Genomic DNA, 18848 nt, shown 5'->3' on the forward strand with positions numbered 1-18848 from the left:
CGCGGTGTCTCCTGTGGGTTCCTGTGACCGGGCCGCGTTACGGCGCCTTTGCGGCCGGGGCGGTTTTTTCCTGCATGGCGCTGGCCAGCCGCGTGCGGATGTCCGCCGTCACGTCCGGCACGCCCCTGACGGCGGCAGCACTGACCAGAATGCTGGCGTGATGCTGCTGTGCGTATTCCAGGGTGACGGCATTCATGTTGCGGTCAAAGCGGGTGAGCAGCTGACGCCGCTGCGCGTCGTCCAGCTCCAGCTTCGCGCTCTGGCGGATAAAGGCGTTGACCGTGCCCTTCATGTCGAAAGTCACCAGCACCGGCGGGCGCAGCAGGTAAAACCAGGCGGCACAGCAGCAGACCAGCGAGATAAGGACAGACAGCAGGATGGTGACTAATGGGCTGAGCGTTTTCACAGTGGCATTCCCCGCAGCACGTTAAGGATGTCCCGCTTGTGCGGGTCGTTCTGAGCCATTTCAAAGATGATGTCCTTGATATCCGCCCCTTCCTTCAGGCGCTTTTCCCGGTACATGAAGTCTTCCCCTTTTGACGAGAACAGCCCGTCGCTCAGCGGGTCGAGCAGCAGCCGGTGAAAGCTGGAGTACTGCCCGACGCTGACCAGAAAGGCGCTGTAGAGCGCTTTCTTGGCTTCGGGGAACTTGCGGATCATCGCCCACTCCATCTCGCTGAACGCCTGCGGCTCCTCCCGCTCAAAGTCGGTGAAGTCCTTCGCATCCTGCATACAGGTGAATTTGAAGGAGGAATTGGAGTAGGCCGCCAGCGCCGCCGTGGAGAGGTTCTTGTCGCGGATACCCTGGGTCACCGTGCCGTAGGAGCCGCCGTGACGGCGCACGGTGCGGTAGCCCTCCTCAATGAAGTCTTTGATTTTCTCGCTGGAGCCGCCGAGCAGCTTCCAGCCTTCATCAATGATGTTGAGCTTCTTCTGCGCACGCGAGGTGCTGTACATCATGTTCTCGTTCCAGATCATGATGGTGAACAGGATGGCCGCCAGCAGGTCGCGCTGCTTGCGCATGTCGCCCAGCTCCGTCACCACAAACTGCAGGTCCGGACGCAGCGTCGGCTCCGAGGAATTGAAGTAGTGTCCGTACACCCCCTTCGTGGAGAACTTGGCCAGCAGCGTGGTGATTTCCTCAATGCGCCCGCCGATCTGCGCGGAGTACTGGCGGGTGACGTCATTCTGGCGTTTCTTCAGGTACTCAATGACGTGATCGATACGCATGTCCTGCTGGTACTGCGGCCAGGACTCGGTGATTGACTCCAGGATAAGCGACTCATGCACCTCATCCAGCAGGCCGTTGGGGCTGGCCAGAATGCACAGCTGATCGCGGATGCGCTCGGCGGCCTGGCTGATATCCGTGACGTTGGCAAAGGGGTTAAAGCGCAGCGTCTCGCCGTTGATGTAGGTGCCGCCCATACTGCTGCAGAACGCCTTGTAGCTGTCGCCGATATCCTGAATCGACACCAGCCCGCCCGTGTCCAGTACCGAGCGGGCGATGGACTGTGCCAGTACCGATTTCCCGGCGCCCGAGGTGCCCGACATAAACCAGTTAAAGTTAGTGTTGGGCAGGTTCGGGTCAAACACGTCAATAAAGGCTATCTGGTTGCGGAAGCTCGGGATAAGGATGCCCGAGGCGCACAGCTTGTTATCGCCGATAACCGGCAGCAGGTTGACCGCATTAAAGGTTTCGGCCCGCTGGATGGCGCCGGTCTTTTTGCAGTCGCCCCACAGCTTCTTACTGGACATTGCAAACGGCAGGGTCGCCAGCAGGTTACGGATCTGCATAAAGTCGGCACGCACAACAAAGCGCAGCCCCTGCGAGGCAAAGCTGTTGCGAGTCGCCTCCGTGTAGCGGGAGGTGAGATCGTCGTCGTCCGGACAGAACAGCATGATGCCGTAGAAGTAACTGCTCATGGAGGTCTGGTTTGCCAGCAGGCGCGTGCGGGCATCCTTCCACTCCGCGTGCTCACGCACGATGGAGGGGATGAACTTGGCGTAACTGGTGTTAACCCGTGAATCCAGCGCCAGAAAACGGCTGTTGGCCTCCCCGATACTTTTTTCCTGCTTTTCGGTGTTCAGCACCATCGAGAAGATGAACGGACAGGGAATGCCTTTTGTCGGCGACATCAGGTCGGCGATCAGGTCACCGTTCTGCCACAGGTAGTGCTCTTCGGGATTTTTTTCAAGGTTCAGGTTCACCATGCGGGTGACAAACGGCTTTTCCTGCGGGTCAGTGCCTTTAATCCGGATATGGGACGGTTTGATCCGCCAGGACGTTGATCTGTCCACGAACTGAGTGTTCAGGTCAGCACCCGGATCGTAGGGGACGCCGTAGCCGTCCAGTCGCTGCGTGTCGTGGTTAATCAGCCCGCGCATGATGCCGCTGAACTCATCCACCCCGATGGCCCGGGTGAAGATATCGGCGGAGACCAGCGCGTTAATCAGGTTGCGCCGCACGTCGCGCACCCGGATAAAGTCCGTTTCACTGACGTTTTTCACCGGCTGCGACCAGATAAAGAACAGCCGGTAGTCGCGTAGCGTCAGCGGGTGGCCCATCCCGTTACTGAAGGTATTTCTGGCGCCGTTCAGGTAAAAGCGGGTGGTGATGTCGTTACACTCCTCCGCCCGGTGGCCCTGCCAGGAAAAATCCTTCAGGCCATACTGCACCTGGTCTTTTATGGCGCTGCTGGAGACCAGCATTACCTGCAGCGGGGTGCCACGCGGTACGGTGTCCCGGGCCAGCGTTTCCAGGCTTTCGGCCAGCTGCTCGTTGGCGCCAATCAGCGGCTGGGATTCAAGTACGAAGCCGAGGGAACTGCGGTTGACCCAGATCTGCGACTCACTGTCATAGTCGGCGAACGGCAGCAGGTCACGGATGTGGGGAAAGTCCAGCTGCTCCAGCTTTTCGCGGGTCTCGGCGGTGGTGTCGCGCTCGCCCAGGATATCGGTGACGGTGTTCACCACGCTGAGCGGGTCAAAATGAAACTTGGGTATTTTCATTCAGTGGCGTCCTCGTCGGTGTCGGGCACCCTGCACAGGGTCATGCGGTCGATACGCTCTATTTCGGCCAGGATAAGGGCCGCGGCTTTGATCAGATCACGACGGGGTGTCGTGGACCGGAACAGGTCATGACGCCACGGCCAGGCAGCAGGCACCGTATTATTGTGTGGGTTAGCAGCCTGAAGGGCATACGCTGCGCCAGCATTGGCCAGCACCCCATGACGGTATCTGTCGTCACCGGCTGGCGTGTGTCCGGCGGTTGTCATCTGACGACGGCGTTCATTTTTTACGTCGTTAAGGACATCTTCAGCGATCAGTTTGCTGACCGGCACCTGCTCAGGCATGCCCGGCGGGTTCATTTTTTTTCGGACTTTACGCATGCGTGTTCCTTACATCACGATGCCGTTCCAGTCCGACGGACCGGAGACGGTGTAAATCACCTCACCCATGTGGGCGTTGTTGTCGGGGGAGACGTAAGGGGCTATCCAGATACGCTCAACGCCGTCAGGCTTGCGGAACGCGGAGGACGGCTCCGGCCAGCAGTGCAGGGCGTTACAGGTGGCGGGCGCATCGCGGCTGACGTAACGCTGGTTATTCACCTGCGTGAACGGCCGCACGCCTGACGTTCCGTCGGTGCGCAGGACGATGGGCGCCGGTGAGGCAACAGACACCGGCTGGCCGGAAATCACCGGCTGCACGTCGAGCCGGATATCACCGGTGTCCATCAGCCGGTACTGCTCCAGGGATATCCCTCCGGCGACGGCCGTGGCCGCTGCCCCTGCGGGGGCGTTGCGGCTGGCACCGGCAGACATATCGTCGGCCTGCGACATCCAGATGCCGGAGTCTTTCGCCGGTTTGTCGAACTCAAAGTCGCCGTTCATGCCCGCGCAGCCGGTCAGTACCAGCGCCAGCAGACAGACGATAACGCTGCGTGCATCAGTCATGGTGTTCTCCAGTTTGATGATGAATGAGTCAGATGTTGTGGAGCAGGCGCTGTTCACTGCGCCCCCTTCGGTTGCTGCGGAGCCTGCCTGCCCGGGGTGACAAAGTCATCCATCTGTAGGGTCTGTGCATCGCCAAGCTTGCCGACCAGCTCCGGCGGCAGCCCGCTGTTACCGGCGGCCTGGGTGGTTGTGTCGGCCACCTTCGTGGTGGCTTTCTTCGCCAGCTCTGCAGCAGCTTTGTCTTCCACGAACTCCGCCTTAAAGCCCTCAATAAACACCACCTCCACGCGGTTGGCGGCACCGATCGGGATGATGGGGTGATACTGCTCGGCGCGTTCGATGTAGTAATCCGCCAGCTTGTCGGCCGCCTTACTCACCCCGCCGCCGATGGCGCCACGGGCCACATCGCCGCCGCTGACGCTGGCGGTGGCACCGACGCCGACGGCGGTCTGGCCAACCTGAGAGACTGAGTTACCGAGGCCACCCAGGGCACCGGCGGTAAAGGCCAGCCCGAGGATTTTGCCGTTACGCATCACCGGCACGCCCTTAATGCCGTTTTTGCCGTAGAAGGCGACGTGTCCCTTCACCGCCTGGTCAATGTGCTTACCGTCAATGATGCAGGAGAGGCGCTGCAGCTGGACGATGGCGCGTTCACTGGAGATATCGCCGTAGGCGGCAGCGGTGACAAAGCAGTTATCCAGTCGGCCGAGCTTCTGGTTGCCGGGCAGGTGCGCCTGACCTTTCAGCTTGAACTGCATCGGCACCAGGTTGTTCTCCCCCCTGACAGACGCGTTGGCGTCGGCGCCCTCGATGGTGATGGCATCCGAGAAGGTGCCGGTCGGTATCCAGAACGAGGTGTCCTTCACCGGCGGCTTCCACTGGTCGGTGTCCAGCAGCGCGTTGTCTATCTGACCCGGCACCACCGGCGGCGGCCCCACGCGATATTCCGTACGCACGCCCGCCGGAGTGGCGCCCGGCGCTGCCGTCTGCGCCCCGGCCGGGGGCTGTTTGTCCAGCTTCGCCTGCAGGCTGGTCACCAGCTGCGTGAGCGTCTGGTTATTCTGCGCCATCTGCTTCATCTGCTCTTCCAGCGAGCCGAACTGCTTCTTCATGCTCTCCAGCCCCTCCTTTGCCTGCTTCTCCCTGAGCTGGGCATCGAGCAACACCGAGTTCTGCCCTGCCCCGTCGAAGGTGTTGGCCACGGAGCCGCCGGTCAGGTCCGGCTCAGCCGTCGCGGCGTCACCGGCAGGCTTTTCTTTCGGGGCGCTGGCCCGGTGGTTAAGGAAGTAAAGCGCCCCCACCACCAGGATGAACACCCCGGCGATGATGGCCAGCAGGCGGCGCTGCTTACCCTGAATCAGCCGGTTAATGTTCATCGCTCACCTCCCCCTTCGTGCGGTAGAGCACGATGACCGACACGCGCCCGCCCGGCTCCAGCACGTCCAGACGGGGATGGAAGGCCACCGCCATGACGCCGGGTGACCAGAAGTAGCGCTCGCTGAGTTTGATGCGCTGTGAGGTGATGCCGGTGATATCGGTGCGCACGATGCGCACGCTCCGGCCCTGCCAGGCGCTGACCGGCCGCAGGGAGAACGACTGCAGCACGCTGTCGCTGACCGGCATCGCCGTGTTCTTCGTGTACACGTAACCGGCGGGCAGCCGGTTGTTGACAAAGCGGCTCACGAGAGTGCTGACCAGTCCGCTGTAGCCGGTCTGGGTCTGCTCCCACCTGGCCGCCTCCTCCGTTCCCCGGATGGCCGGGTTATCGACGGTCAGCGTCAGGCCCGGACGTTTACCCGGCGTCGCCTGCGCTGAGAAGCTGTAGCCCGAGGCGGTCTGCACGAACAGGGTGAAGGGCTTCTGTGAGACGGTGGAGAACAGCACCCCGCCGTCCGGCGTCGGCGATTTTGCCGTCAGCACGCCCTGCGTGGCCTGCACGGCAACAATCCGGTCATCGTTCACGCGGATGGCGTTGGGGTCGGTGTTACTGACCGCAAGCACCACACGGGCGCCCGGGTTGAGCGTCAGCTGCTGGGCCAGGGCGGGCAGCGCGGATAACAGCAGCAGCGTGCCGGTAAGGAGACGTTTACTGCGCATCAGGAACCTCCAGGAAAGCGCTCCAGCAGAGCCGGTCGTTACGGATATCGGTGCGGATGCGGTAGTGCTTCGGCACCGGGGCGGCGGTGTGCATGCCGTAGGTCAGGGAGAGCTGGCCGGTGATGTCGACCACCCCCGACCCGGCCCACACCCGGAAGTCTTTCGGGTAGAACACCGAGCCGCCGTCGTTGGTGGTGACGCGGGCCTTCTCCTCCGCCAGCACCGGCTTCAGGGTTTTCTCCGCGCCGTCACAGGCGGACGCCAGCAGCATTTCATGGCTGTCGGCGGCGTTTTCACTGTTGATGTTGAGGCGCAGGTTCAGCCAGCTCAGCGCCATCAGGCGCAGGTAGCGGGCATCGCCCCGCTGACCGGTGAAGCTGAACGGCGTGTCTGCGCCATACGGGATAAGGATGGTTTCGCGGTTATTCACGAGCCGTGCCATCAGCGCACGGTTGTCGCTGTACATGCGCCAGCACAGGCCAAGCGCGAGGATAACCATGACCAGCAGCACCATAAGGGCGATGGCCATGTTGCGGTTGCCCGCCGTACGCAGTCTGTATTCCATAGGACCTCAGTGGTCAGGAGACCCAGTGCCGCTTGTAGCTCTCCGGCAGCGCGTTGATGAAAAAGCGCATCACGGAGGTGGGCAGACACCAGTAAGCGAGATTGAGAAGGTACTGAGAACCACGGCCTTTTTTGAGGTGACGAATTCCGACAATGGCGATAAGAAGCGTGGGGCCGAATATCCACAGGTTCATGAATATTGCCATCAGCGCGAGCGGTACGTAGATACAGAACTCGTCCGGTGGCAGCCCCACAAAGCGCCTCTGTCCGGAAAACGTAGCCGCGTACTGATACCGGTTACGTTTGTCCATCAGGCACCTTTCAGTTAAGATGGGATAATGCTGAACGCGATATTGATGAAGACCATGACCGCTGCAATCCCGCCAAACATAATGAGATTTTTAGTTTTCACGTAGGTGAAGACGGCCATCAGGATCTCAAGCAAATAAAGCACCCACACAATTGTACTTGAGCCGCCGAACGTATCGTTAATCGTTGTTTTTCCACCAGAAAACAGGTCTTCTGCGTGGGCTGACAACGCCGGTACGCTGAGCATTGCAACCGTCAGCATTAAGGCCTTTTCCTTCACCTTCTCCCACGCTACCGCCCCTGCCTTGCGACAGTCCTTCATAAACAACAGAGCCTTGCCTTTCATATTCAGATCCTCAGAAAGGGGTTATAGTTAACGTCAGTTTTTTCTTAATGCGCCGGACGTTTCCGGTGTGTTCATCTCTCATTTCAGGAATGTTGTGATGTCGCCCTCCCGCGTTTTCGTGAATGATTAATTACAGTTCTGAGCGGTTTCTTTACGAAACAGGGAAGATTTACGCCCTTTTTTTTGGAACATCAAATTAGTTAAATCGATCTTATAGATCGATGAAATTGATCGATTAAACGAAACAACACAGAAGAATAATTAATAGATTGATATATAAGGGGAATTAATGCTTAGTCGGGCTGAGTTATTTGTGCACACCGCCGGAAAAGTCCGGATTACCGCCACGTTTTTTCAAAAAAAAGATGAGGAATGCTTATATTCCATTCTCATTTATGCGCTGCTCCGTTACCACCGGACCCCCGGCTGGTTTGAGGTAAAGCATGACGGAGTGACCTGGAACGTCTGTAAAGTGGTACCACTTCCTTTCATTTATTTTATGGAAAACCGCCCGGGCGGTGAGATGGCCGCAGAGTATTTTCGCCGCACGATGGTCCACATCGATCTGTCCTCCGGCGCCACCGACCCGGATGTGTATATCGGTATCCGGGCGGACTTCTTCAGCCCAATGGTAAGGACTGTCCCGTTCGCCCGGGAAGCCGCCGCTCTGACAAAAAGCCTGACGGGTGGAGACATGATCCCACCGTCTGAAAATACCCCGGAACGGCCCCTTCCCCACCTGATGCCGCCGATTGTTCCGCCTCCACCGGAGAAAAAAGAAAGGAAAGTCCGTAAGGTCAGCACGCGTAAAAAGAAAGTGGATGATTACCTGCTGATGCAGAAATTCTACGAAGGGAAAACGGTGCAGGAAATTAAAGATGAGGTGAACTGCTCAGAGGCTTACGTTTACCAGACCATCAAGCGGATAAAAGGCATATCCGCGATGGATCTGCGTTATCAGCGCTGGAAAATGATTGCGGACCTGTATTTCGCCAAACCCCGCCGGACCGTGGACGAAATAGAAAAACTCTGTAACGTCAGCCGCTGGCAGATATATAACGCGGTCAGGAACGTGGCAAAGAAAGAAGGTATAACGCTGTCAGAAGAATACCGCAATAAAAAGCTCACGGAAGATGATGTCGCGCATATCCGTCAGGCGCTGAAGGATGGCGTGACGCGTAAAGTTATCTGCTGGGCCTATGAAATAACCGGCGCCACGCTGATTAAATATATTGGCCCGGATGAGAATCACAAAGTTTATCCACAGGAGTATCAGGAAAAAGTCGTTAAGCTAAGAGTCGCAGGAAAGACCCTTGCCGAAACAGCCAGCCTCCTGAATGTCAGCGTGGATTACGTCAAGGAAGTGTGGAAAAAATACCGGAACAGTGATGAGGTCGTCAGTAAAAGAGTGAAATATGACAACCGTAACAGACTGAACAAACACGATCAGGACCGGGCAGTCAAGGCCGTGCTGTTCGAAGGCATCACCCGTAAAAAGATCGCAGAGCAGTACGGTATTAATGCACTGACGTTGAGGCGGTATATAAAGAAATTTAAGGATCGCGAAGTTGAGGCGATACGTAATATTACCGACAAGATCGGTGAAAACAATCCGCAACCAAAAAAGAAGAAGCCATAGCGTTTAAAAAACGATAACAGTCAGAACAAAAACAGCACGGAGAGGAAGGCAGAAAATAACCGACCTCTCCTGGTGACGTAAAAACAGTTTATTTAAAATACTCTTTGAGTTTACCCGCAACTCTCTCCTCTACCGCTCTTATCCATTCAGGATCAAGGAATTGTTCGTTTTTAATTACTTTTTCAGTGTCAACAGTTTCCTTCTGAATAGCAAAAATGGCCTCGGTAATGAATCCATTGATGATGACATTTTTGGCGATCAGCTCCAGCTTCTGGTCGAGTGTTTTTTCGCTGGCATCTTTATTAATCTTGTTTTCATATACGCGAAGCCCGAGCTTGAACATTTCAAGGACGAATGCTGACCGGTTAGCCGTTTCGCGGGATTCACCATCCTCAAGCTTCTTTTCTAAATGAAAGTCCACCTTCTCCAGCAAAGAGTAAGGAACGGTCAGATAGATACGGTTTCTTTTTGTTGAATCTTCAAAATTGCTCATCGGATATTTCCTTCGGGTTTAAAGGTGAAACTGGTACATGGTCAGACCTCTGATGCTGAGAGATACCTGGCAGAAAAACCGCCAACTACTGGCCACCACATGGCCCCCATCAGGCAACCTTAAAGCAACTTTATGGCATCCCGCAAGCCCCTGCATGGCAACCATAACGCCCACTCCTTGTGATAAATTACATATCTAATTGATAAATAACAACATGCCTTATGGTTGCCGTAAAGCAACCTTGTGGCAACTTTAAAGCCTCCCCGTGGCAACCATTAAATTGATTAAATTTCATACGATTTTTAATCATATCACTGTTTAAAAACGGAAAAATCTGCAAAAAAACTTTTGCGAGTGGTGTGGTTTTATTTCGTCTTAATTTTATTTTCCTGGTATAATCTCTGCACGCCCTTTTCAAAACCGAGGCCCCTATGCGGATATTTTTCTGCGTTGCCGCCCTGCTGGCATCAGGCATCTTTTCACCGATTGTGATGGCGGACTGTTTTTACCGTGCCGGGGTCTGGTATCAGATTGACCCGGATTATCTTCGCGCCATCGCCTGGCAGGAATCCCGTTATAACCCTGGCGCCATAAACAGTAACCGGGACGGGAACGGAAAAATCACCAGTACCGATTACGGCGTCATGCAGATTAATAGTATGACCGTGAACGGATTCCGGCGAGAATACCCCGGACTGACCACACAGAAGCTGCTGGACGATCCGTGTCTGAATATTTTTGTGGGAGCGATGGTGCTGCGCCGTAATATGAATCAATATGGCGCATCATGGCTGGCGGTGGGGATGTACAACGCAGGGGTAAAAAACAGAAAGGAAACTATCGCGAACCGTCATAAATACGCCATGCTCATCGACAGCCATTACAAACGGATCAAAGCGGGCAGCATACCGAGGACGGCGATCGGAGAGTGACTGTGTATTATCAGGTTGAGTAAAGAGAACGCCCCGCCCGTTGTCGGCACATTAATTTTTCAGTCCGGTGCCATGAAAATAATTTTAATCACCACAAATATAATAACCACCCGGTAATTTATCATATGTTTTATTTCCGTTGTTAAATTAAAAACACCAGGCAACCCGTCCGACTCAGGTTCAACCAGGTTATCCGTTACCGGTTCGATGCCGGAAACGGATAACAGCGCGGCATAAAAAAAGGGGCCGTATGGCCCCGGTTATCATTCAGTCTGATAAAGAATTTTATTTATTTCCGTCTGCACCGCAAAACCGTTGCGGTGAAAATAGTGCCCCTCTTTCCACAGTTCGCCACGTTTCAGCATCTCCGGCGTTTTTTCTTCCCCCGTAAACGCATGACCGTATTTCTGCATAAAAATGACATTGGCTTTTTCTTTCAGTCGCCCGCTGTATTCGCGCTTAGTGAAAACGTACCCCACCCCGCCATAAATTTCATTAAACCGGGAGCGGCAGGAAACGGCCAGATCCTGCATACTGTCAAAATAACTGTCGCGGTATTTATCTGTTATAGCTTTTACCCGTTCTTCCGTCACCCCGTCCGTCCACTTAATGTTAACGCAGTCGCAGCTGCGCGTTGTCACGGAAAATTTAACGCCGGGGAAAGCCTTTTTTAATTCCCGGCGGATATTAACGGCAACCTGAACCGCGCCGTTTTTTTCCTGTGACAGATGTTTATATTCCGGGGCGGCTTTCAGGTAGTCTGTTTCTGCCCGGTATACCGTCACCTCTGCGTCCTTATTGTCTGCCGCCGGACGGGACTCATACGGGTTATGCATGTGCATGATGATGATCCTCTCAGTCAGTTTCACTGCAACCGGTTGAACGTAACCAGCCAGTCGGTGTATTCCGTACAGCTCAGCAGCGGGCTTATCCGCGTCAGGTTAACAGCCACGCCGTTCATTACCAGGATGCGCTCGATCGTGGTAAATACATCCTCTTCCGGCGCCAGTGGAAACCACAGGTTGTAATTACTGCCGGTCAGCAGCGGATGATTGCAGAAATGAATGCCCCGGCCGCGTGACGTGTGGGTCTCCAGCACCGTCAGCACGCCCCGTCCGGTTACCGCCGGTTCCCCGGCGGCCTCCTGCATTGTTGTCCTTCCGGTGAGTTCCATGATCGCCCCTACCATTCGTATACAGGCCAGCCGGGCAGCACCGCTGCGCCGATTTCAAACTGGATATGCTGCACGTCATAATCCCGCGCCACCGTCTCCAGCAGGTGGCACAGTGCGGCAGACAACCCGTTTTCCTCCAGCCGTTCGCAGGCATCAGGGCAGGCATTCAGGCGGAAAATAAAACCGGCGGCCGTCTCGTATATCCAGCACCAGTCCTCCTCCTCCGGCCCTTCCAGATTGGTGAGCATGGTCAGCACGGCGTCATCTTCAAAGGTCATATGTGATGCACTCAGCAGCATACAGCGGACGATTTCCGGCCCGCGATCACCAGCTTCAGTCATCCCGTGCTGTGGTTTTTTCAGCGTGTTTTTCATGCGGCAAGTTCCTTCTGGCAACGGACGGCAGTCATGAACTGCTGCCACTGGGCGAAGCGCAGCGCCGGAACGTGCGCGTTTTTTCCGGCCTTAAGGCCATTTACAAAGGCTTTCGCGTGTGCGAGGATTTCCGGGTCATTTTTCATATACTTCCTCCGTGTGGTTATGAAAACGGTCAGCTCTTTCAGCGGACTGACCGGTGAAGAAGCCGGGCGTATGCCCGGCTTTTTTACGCCTGCTGTTTCCCCTCCCCTGACGTGGCGAGCCTGGCCCGGACATCAGCCAGCGCCGCCGGGATAACCGTGTAGCCGGTATCAAACTGAAACACCGCCACCGGCCAGCCGTCGGCCATGTAAACCGTCAGCGGCTCAGGCAGGTCACCCGGCTCGCGGATTTCGTTCAGATGGCTCAGCTCCTGCCAGTCAATGCCCGCCCAGCCGGTATATTTCCCGTGTTCCCGGATGTGGGCGCACAGGTCAGAAAACTGGCCGCCGGTCAGCCCGCTGGTGTTGACGTCGTGTGTCTGCATACTGTTTTCTCCTGCTGGTTGAGGGACTGCCCGGCCATACCGGACAGACCGTGTTTTGATTCAGGCCACGTCTGCGGTGAACATCGCGTGCCCGGCAGCCAGCTGCACGCGCAGGTGACGCACCGCGTAATCCCAGGCTGCCTCGCCCAGGTCACCAAAATTCGCCAGCACAAACTCACCGGCGGCCACCCAGGCACTGACAGCGGCCAGCGGCAGCTGCGGACGGGACAATGACCAGTCAGTGACCGTTGCGCACAGCGCCTCTGCCAGGTTGCACAGCGTGCCCGCCAGCAGCTCCGCCCGGTCATCCAGAGGCATCCGCTGCTCACGCAGGTAAATCAGCTGCGCCAGACTGTCAGCCATCACCGGGCTGGAGTCCTTAAGCCCATATCTTTCCGAGGGTTCCTGAGCGGCGGTTTTGACGTTGACGTTGTGTGTGTTCATGCTGTATCTCCCCTGTCGGTGGTTATGTTTATCTCTCGTCGGGACCTTTCGCGGCGAAGGGCGAAGTGGCAACGGATGACAGATGAACGCAGGGGCGTCACCGGAGGCCGCAGCGCAAGCGAGCAGAGCGAGTGCGAACGGGCGAGGAACGGCGAAGCGGACCCTTGCGGGCAGATGGCAGACGGTGCGACGAACAGCCCTCCGCGTAAGGACTGATGAGAGATGGCCACCGTACCCGGAAAGAGAATGAACACACCCGGACCACCGGAACGGGGGGACGACATGAGAGCACCGGCAGCCTTACCGCCGGTGTGGTGAAAGCGGCGCGGCCGGTACGGCCGCAGCAAGCGTCAGGTGTTGCGTCAGGATGGAAGCCCGCTGCTCCCGCAGGGCCGCAGGGCCGGAGGGGCCGGGCAGAGACAGCCCGCTGGCTCTGTGCGAAGCACGACAGCCGTGTCCCGCAGGGATGACGCCCGCACCAGGACAGCGGAAAGGTTCAGTAAGGAAAGCAGTAAGAGAAAGAAACGTCAGGGAAGAAGGAATAACAACATGTGGCATCAGCCCCGGAAAAGGCACAGCACGCGGACGGAAAAAAGCAGCGCGTCAGCGCTGCCTGTATCCGGTGCCGGAACGGCACGCGGGGTTACCGGCCGGTCAGCTCCTGGCTGAAGATATCTGCAATTGTGGCGCCATAATGACGCCCCACAACAGCCCCTGCCGCCAGCGCCAGGAGGATAACGACGGAGAGACCGGGAAATTCTTTACTTTTCATGACTGACTTCGTTATCAGTGACCGGCCAGTTAAGGGTATTGATCAGACTCTGTGTCACATTCAGCGCGGATCTATCAAATCCACCACGACAGACAGTATCTCATCCATGATGTGAGGCTCTACTTTTGCCGCATAGGTTGCCCTGCGGGCGCTGAGATCGAGAGAGCGCAACTGGTAGCACAGTGCCACCCCGGTGACATTTCCCGTATCGGTACTGTCACCGTCCAGATATACCGTCACTGCCCTTGAACGGGCGGCCGCACCGCCACTGGTGACCGGGATGCAGACGGCAGTCCCCAGGGCAGCCACAAGCTCACGCGGGGAAATGACCAGATAGTAGTGCGGCCCTCTGAACTCCCGGCCCTCGACAGGATCACCGTTGATGTGCCAGATCTCGCCTTTTTGCGGTACCCTCCGCGTCACCATCAGATGGCCTCCCTGCCCTGCGGCGTATCTCCGGCACCGTCGGCAACGGCCGCATTAAATGCCCGGATTTCCGTTTCATCAATCCCGGCCAGCAGCTGAGAGAGCGTTTTTCTTCCACGCGCCACGCGGCCGGACGGCCTGATGCTGACCGCCTCGCCCTCGGCCGTCACATCCAGTTCGATCCCCACGGCCCATCCGGCCTTTGCCGCAATTTCACTCGGTATGGTCAGAATGACCGCACCACCCTGCTGACGTAATCGTGTTGAGGCCATAACCCCTCCGTAAGTGTAACTAAGTCACACAACAATAACACAGGTAACACAAAGTGCAACTCCAGTTACAGCATCGCTTCAGGCAGAACCGGAAAGTCGCATCGCCGCCTGAATTTCGGCCGGACGGGTCAGGCCCGCCTGCGCGTAAGTGTCAATACGCGCCAGCAGGCCGCGCAGCAGATCCGGGCGGAAAACGTCCTGTGAATACATCACCACGCAATGACCATCCGGATCGCACAGGCGCAGCTGCCAGCACAGCGCCTCACCGCCGGGGCTGATTATCTCTACCGTCAGCCACGCACACAGCGGATGCGTCAGCCGCAGATGCACCGGCCACTGGCCGCCCCACTCCTGGCGAAACTCACAGTCGGCATTCCACACGTCAGGAATGGCCAGTAAACGCACCGTGGTGCTGTTCAGCCGCTGGCGGAACTCATCGCCCCGGTCGCGGTACTCGTCAAACTCAGCGGCGCTGAGACGCAGAAAGCCCTCCAGCGTGAACACCTCATCATTTCCCATACAGTCTCCGGCATACCCTGCGGCAGCCCCTCCGTTGTCAGCTAATGTCCCGTTGCCGGGGCAGTTACGCCATCATCTGACGTCCAGTATATCCAGAAATATCCGGTATTTACCTCTGCACACATCCGGGGTATTCTCACTGCCCGGCATAGTGGTACCCCAACACCCGCCGTTATGCCCGCCGTCCTGTCGCCAGGTTACGGCACTTCTCTGAACTTTCCGGCCTGATTAAGCTGTGGCTGCACCGTCTCTGAACCACCAACACCGGGGCGGGACGGTGCATTTTTTTTTGCTCAGGAAGGCCTGTCACCCTCGCGACGTCCGCCCAGCATCTGCATCGTGCCGCTGCGGTTAATCACGATTTCGGTCACGTAATGCGCCACACCGTTGTCATCATCCCATTTACGGGTCTGCAACTGCCCCTCCAGGTAAACCTGAGACCCTTTTTTCAGGTGCTCCCCGGCGATTTCGGCCAGCTTCCCGAACACCACCACCCGGTGCCATTCGGTTTTTTCCTTCATTTCACCAGTGCTTTTGTCGGTCCAGCTTTCAGACGTCGCAACGCTCAGGGTTGCCACCGCGCCGCCATTGGGCAGGTAACGGACTTCAGGCTCCTGGCCCAGGTAACCCACGATAATCACTTTATTCACTCCACGTGCTGCCATGATGCATACTCCTCTCTGCGTTGACGGACGGGGCATTACAGTGAGAACCCTGTCCGCTGATATGGTCCCCGCCGTATGGCGGAGAACCGGTAATCGTTATTTTCAGGCCACGTCCGCGCTGAACATGGCGTACCCGGCAGCCAGCTGCACGGCCAGATAACGTACCGCGTAGTCCCAGGCACCTTCACCCAGGTCACCGAACGCCGACCGCACGTACTGACCGGCAGCCACCCAGGCACTGACGTAAGCCAGCGCCAGTAGCGGACGGGGCTGTGACCAGTCAGTCACGCTGGCGCACACCTGCTCCGCCATCCCAACCAGGACACCGCACAGCAGCTCTGCACGCTCTTCCAGAGGCAACCGCTGCTCACGCAGGGAAATCTGCTGCGTCAGACCGGCAGCCATCACCGGGCTGAAGCCCTTAAGCCCATATCTTTCCGAGGGTTCCTGAGCGGCGGTTTTGACGTTGACGTTGTGTGTGCTCATGCTGTATCTCCCCTGTCGGTGGTTATGTTTATCTCTCGTCGGGACCTTTCGCGGCGAAGGGCGAAGTTGCGACGGATGACAGATGAACGCAGGGGCGTCACCGGAGGCCGCAGCGCAAGCGAGCAGAGCGAGTGCGAACGGGCGAGGAACGGCGAAGCGTACCCTTGCGGGCAGATGGCAGACGGTGCGACGAACAGCCCTCCGCGTAAGGACTGATGAGAGATGACCACCGCCCCCGGAAAGAGAATGAACACACCCGGACCACCGGAACGGGGGGACGCCATGAGAGCACCGGCAGCCTTACCGCCGGTGTGGTGAAAGCGGCGCGCCCGGAACGGCCGCAGCAAGCGCAGGTGTTGCGTCAGGATGGAAGCCCGCTGCTCCCGCAGGGCCGCAGGACCGGAGGGGCCGGGCAGAGACAGCCCGCTGGCTCTGTGCGAAGCACGACAGCCGTGTCCCGCAGGGATGACGCCCGCACCAGGAGAAAGCCTGTCTGTATCCACCACAGGAAAAAGAATCAACATCATCAGTACCACAGTAAATAACGGTGACCGGTTCAGATATTCACCTGATAAACCGTGCTGAAGGTGTGCCCGGCGGGTGGCGCCGCAGGCGCGGCCGGAAGGCACACCGCCGCCGCAGGCGGCAGGGTTTTACGCCGGTGCCGGAGTTATCCACAAGCGCTGGGGATATGCAGGCCGGAATTCTGTTAATAAGTGGCTCATGTGTCTGGAATAATTCAACTGAAACGCGGGTATCATAAAATGGTCATATTACGAACAATTAACCACGACCAGATAAAGGGCTTCCCTGCCCGCACGGTTAATCTTCCAGCGTCCTTCTTATCTGCTGTATCGCCTCCCGCGTGGCCGGGTAGAGACGTTCAGCGGCCCCCTCCCCGCTTTCTGTGTCGGTACGGCGCAGAAACTCCCCCGCCAGCGTGACGACGCGGCTGAGCACCTCAGCCGGGACGGTCACTTCACGCTGCGCCCTGACCTCCTCACGCTGGCTGCTGACGAGTGCCTGTATGGTTGTCATGCTCACGCCGTACTCATGCACGTCGTCCAGGTCATTAATCTGGCGCACAACGTCAGCCGCCTCCGTTCCCGTCAGGTTGTACCCCTCTGCATAATCCCTGACGGCCGCCTCAGACCAGACAATCAGGGTAAGCCGTTCGTCCGCCCGCCAGTTCTGCAACAGCTGCGCGCATAATTCGTTAATCGTTCCGTACATGGTTTCTCTCCGCTAATGTGGGCGGCCACCGCCGCCCCGTGGTTGTCAGTCAAGTGCGCGAAATATCGCGGTGGCTTCGGGGTGCGTTTCAGCAAAGTCCATCAGCTGGCGCCAGCGCAGGGTGAAATGCGCGCAAAGCGCCTCCTGGTCATGCCGCGCATAAAGGTGGCTGCGGTGATTGAGCACCAGCGCGGTGATGATGATGCCTGCCGCGTCGGCGGATACGTCCGCCACCGCCCCGTTATCAGGATTTTCGAAGCGCCACGTTCCCGCTGGCGGCACCATGTAGCCGCCCGTTCCCGCCAGGCGCATAAACGCCCATTCACCGCCGCTGTAATCAGTGAGGTATTTCCCGGCATACACGTACGCGCTGATTTCGGCACGCAGATAATCCGTGGAGAATAAGCGGGGCAGAAAGCGCGGGCGCTCTGCGGGTGAAACTTCATACGCGTCAGGATGTACTGTGGTGGTCTGCATGGCAGCCTCTCCGTGGTTAAATGTGATGCGGCGCGGGCTTGCGCCGTGACCACACCAGAGACGGGCGAAAAGCGGAGAGCGCCAGAGCACCGCCGGAAGCCGCAGCGCAAAGTTTTTGCGGGCTGAATGCCCGTAAAAGCTGCGAACGGGTGACCAGGTGGCTTGCGTACTCTTGCGATCGCAGCGGCCCGGCTAAGGTTCGGGCACGGCGTAAGCCCTCACAACGCCGGTGCGGGCAGAGGTAAATTCCCGGAAGGACGCGGCCCGCAGGGTGGCGGCCGGGCAGACAGTGGAGCGACGCGACATCCTTATACCGTCACGGCAAAAGCGGGCCAGCTCACCGGCCCGTCTGCTTTCAGTCCTTAAATGCGTGTTCCATTTCATTCGCCTGTTTATACAGCACCAGTAGCTGCTCATTCATCTGGCTTATTATCTGTCCGGCCAGCCGCGCGGTAAGGTCGGAGCACCCGTAAAAGTAGCGGGCTTCAAGCCCGCGCATCTGCTGACGCAGTTCAAAGAAAGCCGCTGCCAGCGCGGCCACGTCTGCCCTGAGTTCTTCATTTCCGGTGTAATTCATGACGTTATCTCCTGCCGGTTATGCCACGCGGGCCATGCGGGCTTCTGCCAGACGGCGCTGGCCTGCCGCGTGGTACTGCTCAAGCATCTCGATGCCAATCCACCGGCGCCCGGTCTGCTCCGCCGCCACGCAGGTGGAGCCGCTGCCAGCGAATGGGTCCATGACGATGGCGCCGGGCTGCGTGAAGCTTTCAATCAGCGGCCGCAGGATGCTGACCGGCTTTTCCGTCGGATGGTGACGGTTGCCGGTGTACTCCCAGGGCATCACGTCCGGCAGCGGTTTCTGCGGCAGCGGCGGGCGCCCTTTGGCGAGCACGTAGGCGCTTTCGTGCTGGTAGCCGACGAAGGCGGATTTCGAGGCATAAGGTTTGGTAAACACCAGATGACCCACCACGCGGAACCCGGCTGCCTTCCACGCCTGCATAAACAGGTCAACCCGGTTCCAGCCGTAAAAGCTGACCATCAGGCTGTTATCTTTCAGCACGCGGTACATCTCGCGGCTTGCGGGTGCCAGCCAGTCGCCATTTTTATCGTTGGCGATGGTGCGACCGGAACGGTCGGTAAAGCC

General features: G+C 57.8%; 30 protein-coding genes and 1 pseudogene. 3 read left to right on the forward strand and 28 right to left on the reverse strand.

Features of this window, described 5'->3' with window-relative positions:
* Window positions 1-37: 37 nt before the first annotated feature.
* From trbI to NG99_RS07230, 9 genes are read right to left on the reverse strand one after another with little or no spacing between them, the layout of a single operon-like run.
* Window positions 38-406 (reverse strand): type-F conjugative transfer system protein TrbI, encoded by a 369-nt coding sequence (trbI, locus tag NG99_RS07190; RefSeq protein WP_052130597.1) that lies wholly within the window; start codon window positions 404-406, stop codon window positions 38-40.
* The gene (gene traC, locus NG99_RS07195; RefSeq protein WP_052130598.1) at window positions 403-3009 is read right to left on the reverse strand and encodes a type IV secretion system protein TraC; all 2607 of its coding nucleotides are present in this window, start codon (window positions 3007-3009) and stop codon (window positions 403-405) included. Before traC ends, trbI begins: the two co-directional genes overlap by 4 nt.
* Entirely contained in the window at window positions 3006-3389 is a 384-nt protein-coding gene (locus NG99_RS07200) for a hypothetical protein (protein ID WP_052130599.1), read from the reverse strand. Before NG99_RS07200 ends, traC begins: the two co-directional genes overlap by 4 nt.
* A gap of 9 nt (window positions 3390-3398) precedes the next feature.
* Window positions 3399-3953 (reverse strand): TraV family lipoprotein, encoded by a 555-nt coding sequence (locus NG99_RS07205; protein WP_157032578.1) that lies wholly within the window; start codon window positions 3951-3953, stop codon window positions 3399-3401.
* 53 nt (window positions 3954-4006) lie between these two features.
* Entirely contained in the window at window positions 4007-5329 is a 1323-nt protein-coding gene (locus NG99_RS27495; RefSeq protein WP_052130600.1) for a TrbI/VirB10 family protein, read from the reverse strand.
* Window positions 5319-6050: a TraK domain-containing protein gene (locus NG99_RS27500; RefSeq protein ID WP_052130601.1), complete on the reverse strand. Its 732-nt coding sequence runs from the start codon at window positions 6048-6050 to the stop codon at window positions 5319-5321. The genes NG99_RS27495 and NG99_RS27500 overlap by 11 nt, the downstream gene beginning before the upstream one ends.
* Window positions 6040-6615 (reverse strand): TraE/TraK family type IV conjugative transfer system protein, encoded by a 576-nt coding sequence (locus tag NG99_RS07220; RefSeq protein WP_034890190.1) that lies wholly within the window; start codon window positions 6613-6615, stop codon window positions 6040-6042. The genes NG99_RS27500 and NG99_RS07220 overlap by 11 nt, the downstream gene beginning before the upstream one ends.
* Before the next feature lie 13 nt (window positions 6616-6628).
* Window positions 6629-6925 (reverse strand): type IV conjugative transfer system protein TraL, encoded by a 297-nt coding sequence (gene traL, locus NG99_RS07225; protein ID WP_034890192.1) that lies wholly within the window; start codon window positions 6923-6925, stop codon window positions 6629-6631.
* A gap of 14 nt (window positions 6926-6939) precedes the next feature.
* A complete protein-coding gene (locus NG99_RS07230) occupies window positions 6940-7269 on the reverse strand; it encodes a type IV conjugative transfer system pilin TraA (RefSeq protein ID WP_052130602.1) in 330 nt (109 codons plus the stop codon).
* A 523-nt stretch (window positions 7270-7792) separates the two neighbouring features.
* Between NG99_RS07230 and NG99_RS07235 the strand changes: the two genes are divergently transcribed.
* Entirely contained in the window at window positions 7793-8908 is a 1116-nt protein-coding gene (locus tag NG99_RS07235; protein WP_157032579.1) for a helix-turn-helix domain-containing protein, read from the forward strand.
* Window positions 8909-8996: 88 nt separating this feature from the next.
* On the opposite strand, the gene NG99_RS28810 is transcribed toward NG99_RS07235, so the two are convergent.
* Window positions 8997-9401 (reverse strand): relaxosome protein TraM, encoded by a 405-nt coding sequence (locus NG99_RS28810; RefSeq protein WP_052130603.1) that lies wholly within the window; start codon window positions 9399-9401, stop codon window positions 8997-8999.
* Window positions 9402-9832: 431 nt separating this feature from the next.
* Between NG99_RS28810 and NG99_RS07245 the strand changes: the two genes are divergently transcribed.
* The gene (locus tag NG99_RS07245; RefSeq protein ID WP_034890196.1) at window positions 9833-10333 is read left to right on the forward strand and encodes a lytic transglycosylase domain-containing protein; all 501 of its coding nucleotides are present in this window, start codon (window positions 9833-9835) and stop codon (window positions 10331-10333) included.
* 263 nt (window positions 10334-10596) lie between these two features.
* Here the strand turns inward: NG99_RS07245 and NG99_RS07250 are convergent, their stop codons facing one another.
* From NG99_RS07250 to NG99_RS07275, 6 genes are all read right to left on the reverse strand, one after another.
* Complete coding sequence (locus NG99_RS07250) at window positions 10597-11175, reverse strand: LPD29 domain-containing protein (RefSeq protein ID WP_052130604.1); 579 nt, start codon at window positions 11173-11175, stop codon at window positions 10597-10599.
* A 23-nt stretch (window positions 11176-11198) separates the two neighbouring features.
* Window positions 11199-11507 carry a hypothetical protein gene (locus tag NG99_RS07255; RefSeq protein ID WP_034890198.1) on the reverse strand — a complete coding sequence of 103 codons (309 nt, stop codon included), beginning with the start codon at window positions 11505-11507 and terminating at the stop codon, window positions 11199-11201.
* A gap of 8 nt (window positions 11508-11515) precedes the next feature.
* Window positions 11516-11881 (reverse strand): DUF5983 family protein, encoded by a 366-nt coding sequence (locus NG99_RS07260; protein WP_034890200.1) that lies wholly within the window; start codon window positions 11879-11881, stop codon window positions 11516-11518.
* Window positions 11878-12027, reverse strand: a complete 150-nt coding sequence (locus tag NG99_RS07265; protein ID WP_034890201.1) for a hypothetical protein — start codon at window positions 12025-12027, stop codon at window positions 11878-11880. Before NG99_RS07265 ends, NG99_RS07260 begins: the two co-directional genes overlap by 4 nt.
* 83 nt (window positions 12028-12110) lie before the next feature.
* On the reverse strand, window positions 12111-12410 hold the full coding sequence (locus NG99_RS07270) for a hypothetical protein (protein WP_034890202.1): 300 nt from the start codon (window positions 12408-12410) through the stop codon (window positions 12111-12113).
* A 60-nt stretch (window positions 12411-12470) separates the two neighbouring features.
* Window positions 12471-12854 carry a hypothetical protein gene (locus NG99_RS07275; protein WP_052130606.1) on the reverse strand — a complete coding sequence of 128 codons (384 nt, stop codon included), beginning with the start codon at window positions 12852-12854 and terminating at the stop codon, window positions 12471-12473.
* A 75-nt stretch (window positions 12855-12929) separates the two neighbouring features.
* On the opposite strand from NG99_RS07275, the gene NG99_RS29155 reads away from it, so the two are divergent.
* A complete protein-coding gene (locus NG99_RS29155) occupies window positions 12930-13070 on the forward strand; it encodes a hypothetical protein (RefSeq protein ID WP_157032580.1) in 141 nt (46 codons plus the stop codon).
* Window positions 13071-13154: 84 nt separating this feature from the next.
* On the opposite strand, the gene NG99_RS29160 is transcribed toward NG99_RS29155, so the two are convergent.
* The 12 genes and pseudogenes from NG99_RS29160 to NG99_RS07320 form a co-directional block, all read right to left on the reverse strand.
* Entirely contained in the window at window positions 13155-13412 is a 258-nt protein-coding gene (locus NG99_RS29160; protein ID WP_157032581.1) for a hypothetical protein, read from the reverse strand.
* Between the two features lie 85 nt (window positions 13413-13497).
* Window positions 13498-13626: a hypothetical protein gene (locus tag NG99_RS30195; protein ID WP_269745666.1), complete on the reverse strand. Its 129-nt coding sequence runs from the start codon at window positions 13624-13626 to the stop codon at window positions 13498-13500.
* A gap of 60 nt (window positions 13627-13686) precedes the next feature.
* Window positions 13687-14052, reverse strand: coding sequence for a type II toxin-antitoxin system PemK/MazF family toxin (locus tag NG99_RS07280; protein ID WP_034890204.1), 366 nt, complete (start codon window positions 14050-14052; stop codon window positions 13687-13689).
* Window positions 14052-14324, reverse strand: coding sequence for an AbrB/MazE/SpoVT family DNA-binding domain-containing protein (locus tag NG99_RS07285; RefSeq protein WP_034890206.1), 273 nt, complete (start codon window positions 14322-14324; stop codon window positions 14052-14054). Before NG99_RS07285 ends, NG99_RS07280 begins: the two co-directional genes overlap by 1 nt.
* A gap of 78 nt (window positions 14325-14402) precedes the next feature.
* Window positions 14403-14843: a conjugation system SOS inhibitor PsiB family protein gene (locus tag NG99_RS27510; RefSeq protein WP_052130607.1), complete on the reverse strand. Its 441-nt coding sequence runs from the start codon at window positions 14841-14843 to the stop codon at window positions 14403-14405.
* Window positions 14844-15139: 296 nt separating this feature from the next.
* Window positions 15140-15508, reverse strand: a pseudogene (gene ssb, locus NG99_RS07295) (single-stranded DNA-binding protein); the annotation flags it as partial.
* Window positions 15509-15610: 102 nt separating this feature from the next.
* Complete coding sequence (locus NG99_RS07300) at window positions 15611-15994, reverse strand: hypothetical protein (protein ID WP_034890208.1); 384 nt, start codon at window positions 15992-15994, stop codon at window positions 15611-15613.
* A complete protein-coding gene (locus NG99_RS29165) occupies window positions 15991-16623 on the reverse strand; it encodes a hypothetical protein (protein ID WP_157032582.1) in 633 nt (210 codons plus the stop codon). Before NG99_RS29165 ends, NG99_RS07300 begins: the two co-directional genes overlap by 4 nt.
* 193 nt (window positions 16624-16816) lie before the next feature.
* Window positions 16817-17227: a DUF1380 family protein gene (locus NG99_RS07305; RefSeq protein WP_034890210.1), complete on the reverse strand. Its 411-nt coding sequence runs from the start codon at window positions 17225-17227 to the stop codon at window positions 16817-16819.
* 45 nt (window positions 17228-17272) lie between these two features.
* The gene (locus NG99_RS07310) at window positions 17273-17704 is read right to left on the reverse strand and encodes an antirestriction protein (RefSeq protein ID WP_034890212.1); all 432 of its coding nucleotides are present in this window, start codon (window positions 17702-17704) and stop codon (window positions 17273-17275) included.
* Between the two features lie 355 nt (window positions 17705-18059).
* Entirely contained in the window at window positions 18060-18281 is a 222-nt protein-coding gene (locus tag NG99_RS07315; RefSeq protein ID WP_034890214.1) for a hypothetical protein, read from the reverse strand.
* An 18-nt stretch (window positions 18282-18299) separates the two neighbouring features.
* On the reverse strand, window positions 18300-18848 hold a 549-nt coding region (locus NG99_RS07320), incomplete at its 5' end, for a DNA methyltransferase (protein ID WP_034890216.1).

The sequence above is a fragment of the Erwinia typographi genome, from assembly GCF_000773975.1.
In the GTDB taxonomy this organism is placed as follows: domain Bacteria; phylum Pseudomonadota; class Gammaproteobacteria; order Enterobacterales; family Enterobacteriaceae; genus Erwinia; species Erwinia typographi.